The organism is Streptomyces sp. F001 (assembly GCF_004187715.1).
GTDB lineage: Bacteria > Actinomycetota > Actinomycetes > Streptomycetales > Streptomycetaceae > Streptomyces > Streptomyces flavusporus.
This window is the reverse complement of record NZ_QZWF01000001.1, coordinates 201,572-217,440: the sequence shown is the minus strand read 5'-3', so window position 1 is coordinate 217,440 and position 15,869 is coordinate 201,572. Positions and strand designations below refer to the sequence as shown.

Sequence of the window (15,869 nt, the reverse complement as noted above, 5' to 3'; positions counted from 1 at the left end):
TTCTACAGCTACGTAGAAGTTAGCAGGATGGGTCCCGTCGGGGTGCGATTGCTGTCATTGGGGTACGGCTCAGCCCTCGTCCTCCCTTCCTCCTCGCCCTCGAAGAAGTCCCCCACCTCGTCGACGACCTCGGCCGCGACCATGCCGCCGACGAACCCACGGCCAGACCCGCCGCTCCGGCGGCGACCGCGGTGCCGATGCCGGGGCCGGAGCGGTGGCCGTGGTGGTGGTGCTCGTCGTGGCCGTGGTGTCCGTAGTGGCTCTCGTGTCCGTGCGGCGCCCGGTGCTCCACCAACTGCCTGATCCAGCCGTCGACCTCGGCGTTCCAGTCGCGGGAGTCGTGGTGGCCCACGGTGAAGCGGGTGAGCGCGTCGTGGCCGGAGAAGAGGAAGCCGCCGCGCTTGTCGGCCTCCAGGACCACCTCCAGGCCGGCCGGGTTCGCGAGGAAGGTCACCTCGATCTCGTTCACCTGGTGCGCATACCGGGCGACGGGGTGATCTCTATCTCCTGATAGAAGGGCAGCTGCTGCCCTGTGCCGCCGATGCGGCCGTATTCCAGGTCGGCGGACTTGAAGCCGAAGTCGAGCTGGCCCAGGGCTTCCAGCACCGCTTCCTGTACGGGCAGCGGGCCCACGGTCAGCGGGTCGATGTCGCCCTTGTCCTTCGCGCCGCCACCGACAACTCGGTGCGCACACCGCGATGCCCAAGGGCTGGCCGTACAGCTCGGTGATCGGCGTCTCCCAGGGCAGCGTCACGCTGAACGGCACGGACCGCTCCTCACCCTCGGCGAGCCGGAAGCCGCCGCCGACCGTGTACCGCTCGAAGGCGATGGAGCCCTCGCTCTCGTCCTCCTCGTGCTCGGCCTCGACCGGGCCACCAGCTCCAGGGTGATGTACTCGATGTCGAAGTCGGCGTTGCCGCCTTGAGGTGAACCTGCCCCCTGAGCGTGCCGCCGGGCGGGGACCGGGGTCGAGGACTGTGTCGACCGTGGGGCCGCCCACACGAGCGAGCCGAGCAGTCGTTTGAACACCATCGTGGCGTTCACTCCTTCACGTGCGTACGTGCGTGTCCGTGGAACAACCGGGGATGCCGGGCCGTTCTCTACAAGCGAGTAGAAGCATAGGGTGGCTGCACACCCTGGAGACGGTGTTGCGGCTCTCGACGCGGGAAAGTCCGAAAACTGCCGGAAGTCGGCGGTGGTCGACTACTTGACCAGTGTGCTTTGCGTGCCCTTTACCATAGGTGAAGGCGTCGATGCTCTTCCCGACCCCCCCGATCCGACAAAGGAGTCACGGTCCCGCAATGGGTGAGCCTCCCAGTACCAGCCGTGCCGATTCCCGCCCGCCCGAGGGAGCGGGGGTGGCACGGTGACCGAGGTCCTGCTGCTCCTGCTGGCCCTCTTCCTCACGCTGGCCTGCGCGTTGTTCGTCGCGGCCGAGTTCTCGCTGACCACCGTCGAGCGCGCTGAGTTGGAACGCGCCGCGGAGGCGGGCGAGCGGGGGGCCGACAGCGCCTTGAAGGCCGTACGCCGACTGACCCTCCAGCTCTCCGGCGCTCAGCTGGGCATCACGGTGACCTCGCTGGTGATCGGCATGCTGGCCGAGCCGTCGCTCGCCGCGCTGCTGCGGGGTCCGCTTCAGGCCGTGGGCCTGGGCGGTGCCGCCTCGCCGGTGGCGACCGTGGTGGGTGTGGCGGTCTCCACTGTCGTGCTGATGGTGGTCGGCGAGCTGGTGCCGAAGAACTGGGCGATCTCCCATCCGCTGGCCGTCGCGAAGGTGGTCGCAGCCCCGCAGCGCGGCTTCACGGCCGCCTTCAGCCCGTTCATCCACCACCTGAACAACACCGCGAACCGTTTCGTACGCCGCTTCGGCCTGGAGCCCGCCGAGGAACTGGCCTCCGCCCGCAGCCCGAGGAACTCGTCGCGCTCGCCCAGCACTCCGCCGCGGAAGGCGCCCTGGAGGCCGACTCCGCCGAGCTGTTCGAGAGGCGCTGAGCTCGCCTCCCGCTCCTTCGAACCCGAAGCTCTGACTACGGCTCGTCAGCTTCGAGGGCTCCGCAAGAACGAACTTGCCAGGAAGGTGGGGCTCACACCGGCAGCGGTCAGTCAGTACGAGCTAGGCCAGAGTCGGCCTTCGGCCACGGTAGTTGCGCAGCTGGCCATGGCATTGGGGTGCCTGCCACGTTCTTCGCTACGGGGCACCCGCATCCAACGGTGCCCAGCGCTGCCCCCTTCCGAAGCCTCAGGGCAACGACGCAGTTGCAACGGGATCAAGCTGTCGCGTTCGGCAAGATCGTCTGGCGGCTGGTCACGACCGTCGAGCACTACGTGGAGCTTCCCCCAGCGGCACTGCCGCGCCTGGCCCTGCCGGTCGAACCGAGCCGGGCGGACATCGCGGCCGTGGCCCGCGATGCACGCGATGCCATGGGTGTGCCCAGCGGCCCGATCCCCATGTGACCCGACTGCTCGAAGCCCATGGGCCGTCGTCCTGGAGCTACCAGCGGGGCTATGCCTACGTAGAGCAGTCGTCCGGAGGCCAAGCCGGGGAAATGCGTGCCGGAGCGGCACGAAACACCCCCTCTTGCCTGAACGCCACCCTGAGCGGAAACCCGTATGGCCGGTCCCCTCTGACCTGGGGTTTCACTGCTGGCGTGGTAGCTCGTCTGTCACTGTCGGTCGCCATTGAGTGCCCTCGGGCGCCCTCGCACGGTCCAGGGACGGCCCGGACGATCCCCCGGGTAGTAGGCGTTGCCGACCAGGCGGACCGAAACGAATGTCGCTTCACCGTCCGGTGGTGAACGTAAGGGCCTTTGTGGATGCCATTCGAAGAGCAGGACGGTGGCGTCGTCCGTGAGGTGGTGCTGCTGGTGGTCAAGGATGGCGTGCACGAGACGGCGCAAGACTTCGAATGCGGGTTCACCGGCGGCGGTGGCGCGGAGGGATGAAGTCGACGAAGCGCTCCTCCCCGAAAAGTTCGCCGTCTGAGGACCGGGCGTCGACGACGCCGTCGGTATAGCACAGAACGCGATCTCCGGGTTCCAGCTGCGCGGAGTGGATGCGCCGAGGGATGTCCGGGCGTGTGGGTCCCAACCCGAGAGGCAGCTCGGAGGACTGTCGAAAGCGCCAGGGATGACATCGCGGCGACGCAGCAGGATGGGCGGGGGATGGCCGCAATTGGCCCAGCTGAGCTGTCCAGTGGTGCGGTGCAGGTGCAGGAACACGCCGGTCGCATAGCGGTCGGGGAACGCCTCGTGGATTGTGTGGTCGATGGTGTCGATGATGCGGGGTAGCTCCCCGCCGCTGCGGCGGGCATTGCGGCAGGCGGCCAGGGCGACGGAGGAGGTCAGTCCCGCGTACAGGTCATGACCCATGGCATCGATGACCGCAGCATGCAGGACGTCGCCCAAGAGGGCATGGTCGAAGGCATCGCCCCCCAGGTCGTAGGCCGGTTCCAGGATGGCGCTGGAAGTGACGTACGGCGTGCCTATGGACTTGGGCGGCAGGAACGCCCAGACCATCTCCGCCGGCAACTTCATGGACTGCCTGCGCTGCAGGTTGGCGTAGCTGTCACTGTGGGTTCCCTTGCTGATCAGGACGAAGGCGATGAGGGAGGCCAGCGCCCGGCAGCGGTTCAGGATGACGGCGTTGAGGTCCGGCACTTGGACCCCCAGGACGCCGATCCGTTCGACGCCATCTATCACGGGCAGCCAGAGGGTCAACGCGCCGGAGTCGCTCTCGGCGATCCGAGCCGAGACGGTCCGGTATGCCCAGCCCGCCAAGCTGGAGTCGATGGGCAGACGCTGCGAGGAATCGCCGCGGCTGTCGGGAAGGGCGATCAGGTACTCCTGCCGTAGATCGGCGCAGTAGGCGGTCAGCCCGGTGATCCCAGAGCCGAGTAGTGCCGCCGCAACAGCTCCGGCAGATCCTCGGGAGCCAGCTCGTGAAAGGCCTGCACCAGCTCATTCATGATCGTGTCGCTACCGGGGCCCGTGGGGTCGCTCACAGCCACTCACCTGCTGTCCTGCGCTGGCCTTTCTGGCGTCCCTTTCCACCGTAGGAGACCACGACCGATCCCGCCTGCGGCTCCGACGTTCTGCAACCTCGAACCCTTGACCAGATGACCTCTTCGTCCCGAAGCAACTCCTCTGAGCCCCGACCATGGGCCAGGGTGCCCCTCACCTGCCGCCATGGTCCGCAGGTGTGCCCCATGTGCGTCGCTGTACGTCGGCGTTGTCACGCAGTCAGACACTCAGGCCGGATGCGATGACGCCGTCGCTGTTGTCAGGGGAGTTGGCAGCCGTCATGGTGATGCCCATGCCTGGACAGAGGAAAAGGAAGCGGCAAGCACGCGAGGAACATCAGCGAGCTTCCGCGGCCCTGGCGGTTGGATGGTGCTGGGAAGTCATCTGTGAAACGGAGGACTCCGACCAGCTCCGGGCGCGGCTGCGTAGCCTCCAGGAGGAGCGACCTGATACTGATCCTTCCAGGACGCAACCATCGACACCTTGTGCGGGCGGCTGAAGCACCCGATCACCTATCGGTTGAGCGTGCTCGCGCCCCAAGAGCCGAGCGAGTGAGTCAGGGACCCGCGCGGGTGATGGGGGTCAATGTTCCAGCCAAGCCCGGCGCATCGAGGGTCTCGGAGCACCTGTTTGGAAGATCTCGTATGTGGATGCGTGCTGACCTAGCAAGCCGCTGACCTGGTAGTTTCCGGCGTCCTCACCGAGATTCCCCGTTGTTCCCGAGCGTCGCTGTTCCTCGGGCACGCGGAGGGCACGTATGCCCTTCTCCCGGAGCTCATCCGGCTGTTCCTGAGCTTCGACCGGCTCTCCCAGCCACTCCGTGCCACACAGGCCGCAGGCCCGCCAGGCTCCCCCGTCCCAGCGGGCTCCTGTGTGTCAGCCCCAGTCGCAGCCCGTGCCGTCGCCGTCGCGGTCGAGGTGGCTGCCGTAGCCGGGCTCGCCCTGGTGGACGGGTGCGGCTCCGGCGGCCCGGGCCGCGGCGCAGTTCTCGTAGTAGACGCTGCCCCACCGCTGTCGCTGCCGGTGTCGGAGGCGGACTCGGCGGTGACAGTCTCCGTGACCTCAACCTCCACGGTTTCCGTCACGGTGGGCGCAGGCTTCGGCTTGGCGGCGGCGGTCATGGTGGCGGTGACGGTCGCGGTGGGCTGTGCCTTGGCCGTGGCCGGCTTCGCGTCGTCCGTCGGCTGCGAGTCGCTGGCGCCGGCCCCGATGCCGAGGAAGAAGGTAAGGCCGAGTGCGGGCAGCACGTAGCGCTTCCGCGCCCACTTCGGCGCTGGCCGCGGCGTGGTGGTGTACGGGTTGGTCATGTCGCCCCCCTGATTGATTCTGGGAGGGCTGAGAGTAGCGATTTGGTGGAGGACTTGTGCTTTTCTCGTGGAGGGTCGCCTTTTCGTGACGCGCGGCCTTCTTCGGTGCGTCCAGCTGTCGGGTCCGCCGCCGCGCCATTCGATGCCCGTAGCCCGCACGACGTCCATCTCGTGGAAGCCTTGCAGGTCGGCGTTCTGCATGAGCGCGGCAATGTCGCGGACGCTGTACGCCCGCCCGCGGATCTCCCCGTCGATGCGCACGCGCCGGCCGCCGTCCTCGTCGGGCGGGTAGATGACGACGCGTGCGGTGGCCATGGGTCCAGGGTGTGGGTGTCGGGCCTGTGCTGCACGTTGGGCGGTGGATGGACGCCCGCCCCTTGGTCCAGAGGCGGACGCCGCAGTGTGGTGTAGTCAGCTGGCCTTCTGCTGCTCCCGAATTTCGTGGACGCTAGCGGTGAGGGTGCCGTCGTTCTGTTCGTAGGGACAGGGCGAGGCCGAGGCCGAAGAAGGTGGGGGCCCATTCGCCGACGAAGATTCCCCACCTGTCGGCGCGGGCGACCCCGGCGCCGGGCTCGGCGTTGAGGCTGGTGACCCAGGCGGCGACGGCGAGGCCGATGGATGCCATGCCGGCCATGTAGGCGTGTTCACTGCGGATGCCCATTTCATGCATCTTTTGGATGACCATGGGGTGACTCCGTTCTGTGGGGGTTAAGGGTCGGAGTGCCCCGGCATGTGCCGCTATTCATCCTGTTTGAGGTGTTATGTCTGCTTCGGGGCGCGGGTGTCGCTCGGAGGCTGGTTGGGGCGCGGAAGTCTCGCAGCGCCTAGTCGAGAATCCCCAGCTCGGTGTCCGGCAGGCGGTGCGGGCACGGGCGATGCCGTCGGTGAGCGCCCGCAGCGCCTGGTCGCGGGCGACGCCTCTGGAACGTTTGCCTGCCATGTGGCAGTCGCCTCGGTGGACGTAGGCGGCTGGCACGTCGCGGCTCAGGCTCTGCTCGATGAGCCGGTCCGGCGCCGGGGACGGGCTTGGATGGCGCGCTGGCGCTGCGCCTCTCGCTGCTGGGCTGCCGCGATCCACCGTCGGGTGCGCTCGAGGTCTTGCTGCTGGACTCGTTCGAGGAAGCGCAGCATCTCGAGCCGGGACGGCTGATCGTTCACGTGTTCGCTTCTGTGATCTCGGGGGCCTACTGCAATCCCCGGCTCGCTTGAGGAGCAGTATGAATGACACATCCTGCAAACCCTCGCCGTGCCCCCAGCCTCCCTCGACCGGCTCCCACAGACTGGCTCCGGGCGCCGTGGTGCCGCAACCGGCTCGGCGACGCTTGTACGCGCCGCTCCTAGGCCGCTTCGTGCCGCACCCGCTCCCTGCCTCTACCCACACTCTCCCCAGCTCGCATCCCGTACGCCGTCGACCCACACACGTGGAGCAGGCGTGGTTCATGGCGTCCAGGTGGAGCGCGCCACTGTACGAACGACCTGGGCCCCGCCGGGCAGCGCCCACTGGCCGGTGTCGCGGTGTCGCTGGAGGAGGATGGCGCCTTCGTCGTTGACCACGAGCAGGTTGCTGGCGGGATGAGAGTGTTGGCCTTGGGAGCCTTGAGGTCGTAGTAGTACTCGGTCCTGCCGACGGTGGTGCTACTCCTGCCTGTCGGGCGCCCAGGGGCGCGCGGATGCCCACACGGCCTCGAAGCTGTCGCTGTACCGCTGGAACCACTCCCCGCCGTCTGTGCTGCGGAGCTGGAGTAGCGGGTTGGCGCTGGCCGGCTGGCCCCAGATGTGCGGGTTGACCATGAGGTGGTCGTCGTATCGGAAGATCGAGTTGTAGAGGGTCGTGTCGTGAAGGCGCACCTCACTGCCCGGGTAGCCGACGAGGTCGCGGTAGTACGTGAGGGACGCCTTGATCTTGGCCGCGAGCGTGTCTCCGATGCCCTCCTCCCTGCCTCTGATGCGGACTGCCTCCCCGTCCGGATCGCCGAAGCACAGCCGCACGCGAACTCCTGCCTGCGTCCTTTCCTGGAGCATCCTCGCGATGTGCGGGTTCGTCTGTGCGAAGAAGGTCCTGGAGAAAACGAGCACGTCCACCTGCTTCATGGCGCCAGAAGCAGGGAGAGCCACACATCGCCGGGGGCGCTCGCCCGGTTGGGATAGGTGTCAACGAGTTCCGAGCGGGCCGTACCGGGCCGTTGAGCTCCCTGGCCGTTCTCCGGCCACAGGTATGTCTCGTCTACGCGCAGCAGGTTCGCGACCGTCCAACGGTGCCGGCGGTGGGGGACCCGGCCACCAACCCACCGGCTGGCGGTCTTGGGATCCATGGAGCAGGCTTCGGTCAACTCCTCCACCGTCAGGCCGCGTTGCACAAGCGCGGAACGCAGTCGCTCATTCACTCAGGCAAGCCAATCGGACCGGGACAGCGGGCCGCAAGTGCGATGGCACGCTGGTCGTGTCATTGGCGGGGGAACTCGCTGAGAGCCACGGAGGAGACTACTTCCAGGCTGATCGATGCCTTCTCCGCTGCTCGCGGCGCGAAGGACAGAGTGTCGGCCGCGGAGGCTGTGGCTGCTGCGCGAGTCCCGCCAGCGCAAGAGGGTCACTGCCTGCCGTAATCCCTCGTGCCCGCCACGGCGTGCCGCGCCGTGGGCGAGGCCGCGGCCGCACCGGGTTCACTAGGCTTGCCAGGCAACAGCAGGTCAGCGGGGCATTCAGGAACGCCTGGCCACCGACCCGGAGTACAAGGTGGTGTCCAGCGGTGGAGAAGCGGATGACGGAGTTCAGCGAGATCCATGACGATCCGTTCGCCCTGCACCTTGCCGCCTTGGCGGTGCTCGACGACCGGGAGTCGTGGTCGGATGGAACCGGCGGGCTCAGGAACTGCTCGGCTATCCGGGCACAGCCGTGATCGGTCGTCCGGCGTTCGAGGTCCTTGTCGATCCTCCTGATCTGCCGGCTGTCACTGAGGCCGCGGCGAGGTGCAGGAGAGCCGGCGGCTGGTTCGGCGTGCTCACATTGCGGCACCGCGACGGGCGGCTCGTGGAGATGGGGCTCAGGCCCATGAGCTGTCACGCGATGGCCGGGTCCGTGAGTGGTTTCTTGCGGGGGCACTCGCGGTTGACGTCCTGGAGTGGCAAAGGGACCGGGCGGTCCTGGACGGGTTGTACCGCCGGTGTCCGATCGGCCTGGTCGTCCACGGTCCCGACCTGAGGCTTCTGCGGGTCAACCGGGCCATCGAACGCTTCAGCGGCGTCCCGGCAGCGGAGTTTCGGGGGCTGCCCACCGGCTGTTTCCTCGTCCCCGACGATGCACGCAGGGCCGTGGACCGGGTGCGCCAGGTGATGGAGACCGGAAGGCCGATGGTCTACTCCGAGCAGTTCGTTCGCCTGGAGTGGGATCCGGCACGGGAGCAGGTCGCGATGGTTTCCTCCTTCCCGATGGAGGATGCGTCCGGCCGCGTCCTGGGCGTGGCCGAGATGATCGAGGACATCACCGAACGCCATCGGGCCCAGCGTCGGCTCGCGCTCCTGGACCAGGCCGCCAGCCGTATCGGAACCACCCTGGATGTGGGAGAGACCGCCCGGGAACTTGCCGAGTGGTGGTGCCTCACCTCGCCGACCACGCGTCGGTGGACCTGCTTCAACCCGTGACGCGCGGTGAGGAACTGGCGCGGGGCCTGGCGGGGCCGGTGGTCCGCGTGGGCGCCAACAGCGTCGGCGCCCAGCAAGCCGGCCCGCCCCATCCCCACGGCGAGCCGGTGGAGTTCGGGCCTGACACACCCCAGGCCAGATGCCTGGCCGAAGGACAGCCCGTCCTGGAACCGGTTCTCCCGCCCGACTGGTTCTCGGCGGAAGGCCGCCAGGGGGCCCACGCTCCGGACCTGGGCGCTCACTCGTTGATCGTGGTCCCTGTGGCCGCGCGGGGCCTGGTGCTGGGCGTGATGACCTTGTGGCGTTCGCGCCGCCCCGATCCCTTCGAGGCGGACGATCTCACCCTCGCCCAGGAACTCGCCTCGCGCGCCGCCGTCGCCATCGACAACGCCCGGCGCTTCACTCAGCAGCAGCAGACCGCGTTCGCCCTGCAGAGCAGCCTGCTGCCCCGGACGGTCCCGGACCAGTCGGCCGTCGAGGTGGCCCTGAGGTACCTGCCGGCCAGCGCGGCCCCGGGCCTGGGCGGCGACTGGTTCGACGTCATTCCCCTGTCCGGGGCCAGGGTCGCCCTCGTCGTCGGCGACGTGGTGGGACGCGGCATCCACGCCGCCGCCACGATGGGCCGGCTGCGCACCGCCGTACACACGCTCGCCAGTCTCGACCTGGAACCGGACGAGGTCCTCTCCCGCCTGGACGATCTGGTCCTTCTGCTGGCGGCCGAACAGGAAGCAGCCGGCGAACCGCCCGTGGGCGAGCAGGTCGTCGGCGCTACTTGCCTGTACGCCGTGTACGACCCGGTCTCCGGGCGGTGCTCCGCGGCCCGTGCCGGCCACCCGCCGCCGGTGGTGACCGCTCCGGACGGACAGGTGGCTCTGCTCGACCTGCCCGCCGGCCACCGCTCGGCCTGGGCGGCCTGCCGTTCGAGGCCCGGGAGGTCGAACTGGCCAAGGGAAGCCTGCTGTGCCTGTACACCAACGGAATCATCGGCGAGCGTCACATCGATGCCGACGTCGGCCTGACCAAGTTGTGCGCCGCGCTCAGCCGTCCTGCGGACCCGCTGGAACGGACCTGCCAAGCGGTGGTCGACTCACTCGTGCCCGCGCCCCAGCGACGACGTCGCGTTGCTGATCGCCCGCACCCGCATGCTGCCGGCGGACGATGTCGCCTCCTGGCGTCTGCCGCTGGAGCCTGCCAGCGCCGCCCGGGCCCGGGCATTGACCTCGGCCAAGCTGAGCGAATGGGGCCTGGGGCACTTGGCGTTCACGACCGAGTTGATCGCCAGTGAACTGGTCACCAACGTCTACCGCTACGCCAGTGGCCCCGCGACCCTGCGGCTGATCCGTGAACGGTGTCTGGTGTGCGAGGTCAGTGACACCAGCCACACCTCACCCCACCTGCGCCGCGCCCGTACCACCGACGAGGGCGGGCGCGGACTGTTCCTGGTGGCCCAGATGGCCGAACGCTGGGGCACCCGCTACACCCGCGAGGGCAAGACCGTGTGGACCGAACAACCACTGGCCGGCATGTTCACCTGACCGTCTCGGGCCTCGCCGGGCGACCCCGGATCCGCCGAGGACGGCAGCGGCCGCACCCGGCGGCGGGATCGCTAGTCCTGGCCGGGGACCGCCATCTCCCCGAGCAGCGACCAGTCGTGCTGCGGAACGCTCATGTTGACGATGCGCGGCGTCTCGGCCAGATGGGGCGGCAGCGTCTGCTGCGCAGCCTTGAAGTGCGCGGACCGCACATGCGCGACCCCGGCCTCGTCGTCGCGGAAAGCCTCCACCAGAACGTACTCCGTCGGGTTCTCCACACTGCGCGACCACTCGAACCACAGGCAACCGGGCTCGGCGCGCGTGGCCCGGGTGAAGTCAGCAGCGATCTCGGGCCAGCGGTCGGCGTGCTCGGGACGGACCCGGAACTTGGCGGTGATGAAGATCATGGGATTCCTTCGCTGATGTCTTGGATGTCTTGGATGTCTTGGATGTCTTGGTGTCGTTTCCGCCGCGTGCGGCGGCGCGGGGGAGGGAGGGTGGCGCGGGCGTGCCCGGCGGGTCATGACGGCTGGAGTACCAACTGACCGTCCGCGTACGGAAGTACCTTGGCGCGCGGCAGATGGACCAGGACCTCCTCGCCCGCCGGCACTCCCTCCTCCCGCGCGCGTCTTGGTCCTTACGAGCTGCCCGGCCACCTCGACCTCGAGCACGCGCTGCGCGCCGTGGTCCGTGACGCTCCGCAGAGTGCCGGGAAGGTGTTGGGACCGGGGTCCGTGACGATCTTGACGTACTCGGGCCGGACGCCCACCTGGACCTCGGTCGTGCTGTGCGGGATGTCCCAGGCGGCGGACAGCGCCCGGCCACCCAGCGCGAGGCTTCCGTTGCCCCGGTCCACGGTCAGGAAGTTCATCGCCGGTGAGCCGATGAAGTAGCCGACGTAGGTGGACGAGGGCGCCTCGAAGAGCTGCTCCGGGTGCCCTGCTGCACGGCACGGCCGTCCTTCATCACCAGCACTTCCTGCGCGAAGCTCATCGCCTCGTACTGGTCGTGCGTCACGTAGATCACGGTGGGCCTGAACTGCTCGGTGATCGCACGGATCTTGCGCCGCAGCAGGTGCTTCAGCTGCGGGTCGATGACGGTGAGCGGCTCGTCCATCAGTACGGCCGCGACGTCGTCCCGGACCAGGCCGCGGCCGAGTGAGATCAGTTGCTTGTCGTCGGCGGTGAGCCCGCGGGCGGGCTGCCTCAGCCGGCCGTGCAGGTCCAGGGCCTCGGCGACCTGCCGGACCTTGGCGTCGATCCTCGCCCTGTCCCAACGTCGGCACTGCAGCGGGAAGGCGAGGTTCTCGTAGACCGTCATCGACTTGTAGATGACGGGGAACTGGAAGACCTGGGCGATGTTGCGGGCCTTCGTGGGCAGGGCGGTGACGTCGACGCCGTCGAACAGCACCCGTCCCTGGGACGGTCTGACCAGGCCGGACAGGATGTTCAGCAGCGTCGTCTTGCCGCAGCCCGAGGGGCCGACCAGTGCATACGTCGTGCCGGACTCGAAGGTCAGGTTCAGCGGTTTGAGAGCCCACCGCTCCTCTTCGACACCCGGCGCGTAGGCGTGCCCGACGTCGACGATGTCCAACTGCGCCATGTCAACGCCCTTCCACTGAAGCGAGATCGTATGAAGGTGTCCGCACGAGCGTTCCCTGCTCGTCGAAGGCGAACAGCCGGTCGGGACGGAGCCGCAGTTTGACCAGGTCGAGGCGACGTCGTGGATGCCCTCGATCTGTACGACGAAGGGGCTCTCGCCGACGACCACATGGACGAAGGTCTCGGAACCGGAGATCTCCACGAAGGTGACCTCGCCCTCGACCCCGCTGGAGGCCAGGCCGACGTCCGTGGCGCGCAGGCCGAACCGGTAGGCGCCGTCGGGAAGGTCGGACAGTGCGCGGAGACATGTGTGGCCTGGAAGCCGGCCACCGTGACCTGGCCGCCCTCGATCCGGCCCGCGAAGATGTTCATGGGCGGGTCGTTGATGATGGACGCCACCGTGGTGGTCGCCGGGCGTTCGAAGACCTCCTGCGGGGTGCGGTCTGGAGGATCCGCCCCTCGTGCATGACCAGCACCACATCACCGAGCATCATCGCCTCGGCGGGTTCGGTGGTCGTGTAGATGACGATCGTGTCCCCCCGGTCCGAGAAGAGGGTCTTGAATTCGTCACGCAGTTGTTCGCGCAACTTGTAGTCCAGGTTCGCCAGCGGCTCGTCGAGCAGGAGGATGCCGGTGGCGCGTGCCAGGGCGCGGGCCATCGCGACGCGCTGCTGCTGGCCGCCGGAGAGCTGGGACGGCTTGCGTGCCTCGAAATCCGAAAGCCCGACACTCGTCAGGCTCTGCCGGACCGACGCTGGATCTCCTCCTGTGACAGCCCGGCCCGCTTCAGCGGGAAGGCCACATTGTGGAACACATTGAGATGCGGGTAGTTGATGAACTGCTGGTAGACCATGGCGGTGTCGCGCCGCCACACCGGCGTCTTCAGGAAGTCCGCTCCCGCCCGGGTCAGGGAGCCGGAATCCACTTTCTGCAGGCCGGCCAGGACCGCAGCAGCGTCGTCTTTCCGGCCATCGTCCGGCCGATGACGGTGTGGAGCCGTCCCGGCTGGAAGGTCGCGGTCACGTTCCTGAGGTGGTCGACGCCGTCGACGGTCAGGCAGAGATCAGTGGCGTTCAGGTTCATCGGACCGCTCCCGACAGGTTCCCCTTGGACAGATAGCGCTCCACCCAGATGGCGAGCAGGATCAGCGGCGTCACGCCGAAGAGCGCGGGGCGGACAGCGTCCACCACGGCGGAATGGAGGAGTTGAGGGCGACGACCGCCTGGGGCAGGGTCTGGACCTCGGTGAAGGTCAGCCGGAAGGCGAAGAAGAAGTCGTTCCAGCCGAACACGGCGCAGAACATCGCCGCCACGGTCAGGCCGGGCAGGGAGTTCGGCAGGATCGCCCGTACGAAGGTCTGGAACGGGCCGCAGCCGTCCAGCATCGCCATCTCGTCGATTTCCCGCGGAATGCCGTTGAAGAAGTCCACCATCACCCAGACCGCGATGGGCAGCAGCAGTGCGACCGTCACGATGACCAGGCCGGGGATGCTGTCCAGGAGGCCGCCCACTGCAGGAGGTAGAAGAAGGGGATCACCAGGACGACCGGCGGCATGATTCGTTGTGAGACGAAGAAGAAGACGATGTCGCCGTTCTTGATGAAGCCCAGCCTGAACCGGTAGCGGACAGTGCGTAGGCGGCCAGGGACCCAGGGCCAGGCTGATGGCCGACGCGGCGATGGTGACGATCGCGCTGTTGACGAAGGGCTGGATCACATCGACACCGCCGGCTCCGCCGAAGATGTTGCGCCAGCCGGTGAGGGTCGGCTTGTACTGCAGCCAGGGAAGGTAGGTGGGGCCGCCTGGACCGCGTTGGCATTCTTGAAACTGGTCGTCATCGCCCAGAAGAACGGTCCCGCGACGAAGCAGGCCCACAGCGCGATCACGGTGTATTTGAATGTGGGATAAAGGCGTGACCTCATGAGTCCCTTCAGCTTGAACGCTCTGGTGAGCAGGGCGGCGACGACCGTGAGCGTGACGCTCATCAGCACCAGGTAGATCAGGGACATCGCGCCGCTGTACCCGGTCTGCTGGTCCCTGAGCCCCTGGATGTAGAGGTAGTAACCCGGAGTCTCCGTGGAGGAGCCCGGCCCGCCGGAGGTCAGTACGTAGACGCTGTCGGAGAGCTTGGACGCCTCGATCAGCCGGATGACGACCGCGCGACCGACACCGGAGCCATCAGCGGGAAGGTCACCTTCCAGAAGGTGCGCCAGTGCCGGCGCCGTCGATCGCGGCGGCCATGAACGGTTCCTTCGGCAGGCTCAGCAGGCCGGCCAGCAGCAGCAGGAACATGAAGGGGGTCCACTGCCAGACCTCGACCGTCATCAGCGCGACGAGCGCCGGCCCGGACTCGGTGAGCCAGGGAATCCTGTTCAGGCCCAGCATGTCCAGCAGATCGTTCGCCGGCCCCAGTGACTCATGGAAGATCGTCTGCCAGATGGCGGCCATCACCACGGGCGTGGTCATCATCGGGACGAGGAACAGCACGCGCCAGAATCTGCGGCCGCGTACCTCGCGCCAGACCAGCAGGGCCATGCCGAACCCGATGACGTACTGGATCAGGACCGTGCCGCCGGCCAGCAGGATCAGCCGGGTGATGGACGCCCAGAAGCGGCTGTCGTGCAGCACGGCGGTGTAGTTGGCCCTCCGATGAAGTCCAGGTAGGGGTTGCTGACGTTCCAGCCGGAGAAGCTGACGCGGATGGTGAACAGCAGCGGAAAGATGATGATCAGAAAGAGCGTGAGCAGTCCGGGCAACAGGAACATGCTCTTGTGTCGGCGCAGGCCGTCCATGGTTCTCCTCGCGGAAGGGGCGGGCGCCCCCGGGTGGCCGGTCCGGTCCGGCCACCCGGGGGCATCCTGCGGTCGGATCAGGAGTTGTCCTCGAGCGCGACCACGTTGCGATAGGCGCTTTGGACCTTGTCCTTGCCGATCTGGTCGGTGATCTCGAACCATTCCTGGGCCACGTCGTCCAGTGCCCGCTGCGGGGACTGCTGGCCCGCCAGAGCCGCGGCGACGCCGTTGGCCAGCGCGGACATGTACTGGTTCACACCGGGAACACGCAGGTCGAACATGCGGTTGGGGTTCTTCTCCATGCCGGAGAGTGTTCGGACGTACGATTCTGCGGCGTCCTTGTCCCAGCCCTGCTTCTGCCAGAACGCCGGGTCGAAGTGGGCGTTGCGGTAGGGGTTGACACCGAACCGGCCGATGGTCAGGTCGAGGGCGGTGTTGGCTTCGTTGCTGAAGAAGCACAGGTAGTCGAAGGCCATCTGCTGGTGGCTGGAGGACTTGGCCACCGCCGAGGTCCATCCCCAGGTGAAGTAGGGCGCCTGGTTGGCATTCTTGTCCCACGACTTCGTGGTGCGGTTGTAGACCTCCGTGGAGCCCGGCAGCGGCGCCGCCTCGACCTTGTTGCGGATCCTGCTGTCCGGCTGCTGGGCCTGGATGAAGGCGTCGTCCACGAGTACGACATCAGCGTCTGCCCGCCGCCGAAGGAGAAGATCTCGTCTCCCAGGCCGAAGTTGCGCCGCCGGGTGCCCACGTGGACTTGGCTTTCACCATGTCCTCCAGGGCGCGGACGAAGCCGGGCGTGTTGATCAGCGGCTGCATGGTCTCCACGTCGAAGAAGACACCGCCCTCGACGTCCGCGTTCTTCACATAGGGCGCCGCCCGGCTGATGAACGCGGAGAACGTCAGGTCGTCGCGCTTGGTCACCTCGGCGCTGCCGTAGTTGCGCTTGCCGTCGCCGTCGAAGTCCTTGCCGCTGAAGAACTCG

The 15,869-nt window shown here is 67.7% G+C and carries 17 protein-coding genes and 8 pseudogenes; 4 read left to right on the top strand and 21 right to left on the bottom strand.

Annotation, left to right across the window (positions count from 1 at the left end; translation table 11 throughout):
- Window positions 1-8: 8 nt before the first annotated feature.
- Window positions 9-1,032, bottom strand: a pseudogene (locus StrepF001_RS01005) (sporulation protein).
- Window positions 1,033-1,366: 334 nt separating this feature from the next.
- Between StrepF001_RS01005 and StrepF001_RS01000 the strand changes: the two are divergent.
- Together StrepF001_RS01000 and StrepF001_RS47100 are read left to right on the top strand one after the other, a co-directional pair.
- Window positions 1,367-1,980, top strand: a pseudogene (locus tag StrepF001_RS01000) (CNNM domain-containing protein); the annotation flags it as partial.
- A gap of 276 nt (window positions 1,981-2,256) precedes the next feature.
- On the top strand, window positions 2,257-2,454 hold the full coding sequence (locus StrepF001_RS47100) for a hypothetical protein (protein WP_240797246.1): 198 nt from the start codon (window positions 2,257-2,259) through the stop codon (window positions 2,452-2,454).
- A 459-nt stretch (window positions 2,455-2,913) separates the two neighbouring features.
- Here StrepF001_RS47100 and StrepF001_RS49345 read toward each other — a convergent pair whose 3' ends face one another.
- The 5 genes and pseudogenes from StrepF001_RS49345 to StrepF001_RS47085 all read right to left on the bottom strand — a co-directional run bounded on the left by StrepF001_RS49345 (window position 2,914) and on the right by StrepF001_RS47085 (window position 6,266).
- Window positions 2,914-3,087, bottom strand: a complete 174-nt coding sequence (locus StrepF001_RS49345) for a SpoIIE family protein phosphatase (protein ID WP_276322800.1) — start codon at window positions 3,085-3,087, stop codon at window positions 2,914-2,916.
- Window positions 3,088-3,194: 107 nt separating this feature from the next.
- Window positions 3,195-3,368: pseudogene (locus StrepF001_RS49340) on the bottom strand (SpoIIE family protein phosphatase); the annotation flags it as partial.
- 1,527 nt (window positions 3,369-4,895) lie between these two features.
- Window positions 4,896-5,326, bottom strand: a pseudogene (locus tag StrepF001_RS00985) (excalibur calcium-binding domain-containing protein).
- 411 nt (window positions 5,327-5,737) lie between these two features.
- A pseudogene (locus StrepF001_RS00975) lies at window positions 5,738-6,011 on the bottom strand (hypothetical protein).
- A 57-nt stretch (window positions 6,012-6,068) separates the two neighbouring features.
- Window positions 6,069-6,266 carry a hypothetical protein gene (locus tag StrepF001_RS47085; RefSeq protein WP_240797245.1) on the bottom strand — a complete coding sequence of 66 codons (198 nt, stop codon included), beginning with the start codon at window positions 6,264-6,266 and terminating at the stop codon, window positions 6,069-6,071.
- A gap of 86 nt (window positions 6,267-6,352) precedes the next feature.
- On the opposite strand from StrepF001_RS47085, the gene StrepF001_RS45385 reads away from it, so the two are divergent.
- Window positions 6,353-6,535, top strand: coding sequence for a hypothetical protein (locus StrepF001_RS45385; protein WP_165396125.1), 183 nt, complete (start codon window positions 6,353-6,355; stop codon window positions 6,533-6,535).
- A 261-nt stretch (window positions 6,536-6,796) separates the two neighbouring features.
- On the opposite strand, the pseudogene StrepF001_RS47080 reads toward StrepF001_RS45385, so the two are convergent.
- Together StrepF001_RS47080 and StrepF001_RS49960 are read right to left on the bottom strand one after the other, a co-directional pair.
- Window positions 6,797-6,954 (bottom strand): annotated as a pseudogene (locus StrepF001_RS47080) (NUDIX hydrolase); the annotation flags it as partial.
- 7 nt (window positions 6,955-6,961) lie between these two features.
- Complete coding sequence (locus StrepF001_RS49960; protein ID WP_346656910.1) at window positions 6,962-7,417, bottom strand: hypothetical protein; 456 nt, start codon at window positions 7,415-7,417, stop codon at window positions 6,962-6,964.
- A 667-nt stretch (window positions 7,418-8,084) separates the two neighbouring features.
- Between StrepF001_RS49960 and StrepF001_RS00955 the strand changes: the two are divergent.
- Window positions 8,085-10,499, top strand: a pseudogene (locus StrepF001_RS00955) (SpoIIE family protein phosphatase).
- A gap of 71 nt (window positions 10,500-10,570) precedes the next feature.
- Here the strand turns inward: StrepF001_RS00955 and StrepF001_RS00950 are convergent.
- The 13 genes and pseudogenes from StrepF001_RS00950 to StrepF001_RS47025 form a co-directional block, all read right to left on the bottom strand.
- Window positions 10,571-10,903 carry a putative quinol monooxygenase gene (locus tag StrepF001_RS00950; protein WP_129796402.1) on the bottom strand — a complete coding sequence of 111 codons (333 nt, stop codon included), beginning with the start codon at window positions 10,901-10,903 and terminating at the stop codon, window positions 10,571-10,573.
- Window positions 10,904-11,133: 230 nt separating this feature from the next.
- Window positions 11,134-11,367, bottom strand: coding sequence for a hypothetical protein (locus StrepF001_RS47075; RefSeq protein ID WP_240797244.1), 234 nt, complete (start codon window positions 11,365-11,367; stop codon window positions 11,134-11,136).
- Entirely contained in the window at window positions 11,364-12,299 is a 936-nt protein-coding gene (locus StrepF001_RS00945; RefSeq protein WP_240797243.1) for an ABC transporter ATP-binding protein, read from the bottom strand. The genes StrepF001_RS47075 and StrepF001_RS00945 overlap by 4 nt, the downstream gene beginning before the upstream one ends.
- A 166-nt stretch (window positions 12,300-12,465) precedes the next feature.
- On the bottom strand, window positions 12,466-12,756 hold the full coding sequence (locus StrepF001_RS47070; protein ID WP_240797323.1) for a hypothetical protein: 291 nt from the start codon (window positions 12,754-12,756) through the stop codon (window positions 12,466-12,468).
- Between the two features lie 3 nt (window positions 12,757-12,759).
- Window positions 12,760-12,834: pseudogene (locus StrepF001_RS47065) on the bottom strand (hypothetical protein); the annotation flags it as partial.
- On the bottom strand, window positions 12,831-13,022 hold the full coding sequence (locus StrepF001_RS47060; RefSeq protein ID WP_240797322.1) for a hypothetical protein: 192 nt from the start codon (window positions 13,020-13,022) through the stop codon (window positions 12,831-12,833). The pseudogene StrepF001_RS47065 and the gene StrepF001_RS47060, both read right to left, overlap by 4 nt.
- On the bottom strand, window positions 13,004-13,180 hold the full coding sequence (locus StrepF001_RS47055) for a hypothetical protein (protein ID WP_240797242.1): 177 nt from the start codon (window positions 13,178-13,180) through the stop codon (window positions 13,004-13,006). The genes StrepF001_RS47060 and StrepF001_RS47055 overlap by 19 nt, the downstream gene beginning before the upstream one ends.
- A 70-nt stretch (window positions 13,181-13,250) precedes the next feature.
- Window positions 13,251-13,607 (bottom strand): ABC transporter permease subunit, encoded by a 357-nt coding sequence (locus StrepF001_RS47050; protein WP_240797241.1) that lies wholly within the window; start codon window positions 13,605-13,607, stop codon window positions 13,251-13,253.
- Between the two features lie 200 nt (window positions 13,608-13,807).
- Entirely contained in the window at window positions 13,808-14,104 is a 297-nt protein-coding gene (locus tag StrepF001_RS47045; protein ID WP_240797240.1) for a hypothetical protein, read from the bottom strand.
- 181 nt (window positions 14,105-14,285) lie between these two features.
- The gene (locus StrepF001_RS47040; RefSeq protein ID WP_240797239.1) at window positions 14,286-14,723 is read right to left on the bottom strand and encodes a sugar ABC transporter permease; all 438 of its coding nucleotides are present in this window, start codon (window positions 14,721-14,723) and stop codon (window positions 14,286-14,288) included.
- Entirely contained in the window at window positions 14,681-14,887 is a 207-nt protein-coding gene (locus StrepF001_RS47035; protein WP_240797238.1) for a hypothetical protein, read from the bottom strand. Before StrepF001_RS47035 ends, StrepF001_RS47040 begins: the two co-directional genes overlap by 43 nt.
- 77 nt (window positions 14,888-14,964) lie before the next feature.
- The gene (locus StrepF001_RS47030; RefSeq protein ID WP_240797237.1) at window positions 14,965-15,555 is read right to left on the bottom strand and encodes a hypothetical protein; all 591 of its coding nucleotides are present in this window, start codon (window positions 15,553-15,555) and stop codon (window positions 14,965-14,967) included.
- Window positions 15,556-15,565: 10 nt separating this feature from the next.
- The gene (locus StrepF001_RS47025; protein ID WP_240797236.1) at window positions 15,566-15,808 is read right to left on the bottom strand and encodes a hypothetical protein; all 243 of its coding nucleotides are present in this window, start codon (window positions 15,806-15,808) and stop codon (window positions 15,566-15,568) included.
- Window positions 15,809-15,869 lie beyond the last annotated feature (61 nt).

Coding starts and splice junctions, on each gene's coding strand:
- StrepF001_RS00950 (WP_129796402.1), bottom strand. CDS start 10,903: ATGATCTTCATCACCGCCAAGTTCCGGGTCCGTCCCGAGCACGCCGAC.
- StrepF001_RS47045 (WP_240797240.1), bottom strand. CDS start 14,104: ATGTCCCTGATCTACCTGGTGCTGATGAGCGTCACGCTCACGGTCGTC.
- StrepF001_RS49960 (WP_346656910.1), bottom strand. CDS start 7,417: ATGAAGCAGGTGGACGTGCTCGTTTTCTCCAGGACCTTCTTCGCACAG.
- StrepF001_RS47035 (WP_240797238.1), bottom strand. CDS start 14,887: ATGGACGGCCTGCGCCGACACAAGAGCATGTTCCTGTTGCCCGGACTG.
- StrepF001_RS47085 (WP_240797245.1), bottom strand. CDS start 6,266: ATGGCAGGCAAACGTTCCAGAGGCGTCGCCCGCGACCAGGCGCTGCGG.
- StrepF001_RS47055 (WP_240797242.1), bottom strand. CDS start 13,180: ATGAACCTGAACGCCACTGATCTCTGCCTGACCGTCGACGGCGTCGAC.
- StrepF001_RS47070 (WP_240797323.1), bottom strand. CDS start 12,756: ATGGCCCGCGCCCTGGCACGCGCCACCGGCATCCTCCTGCTCGACGAG.
- StrepF001_RS47075 (WP_240797244.1), bottom strand. CDS start 11,367: ATGAACTTCCTGACCGTGGACCGGGGCAACGGAAGCCTCGCGCTGGGT.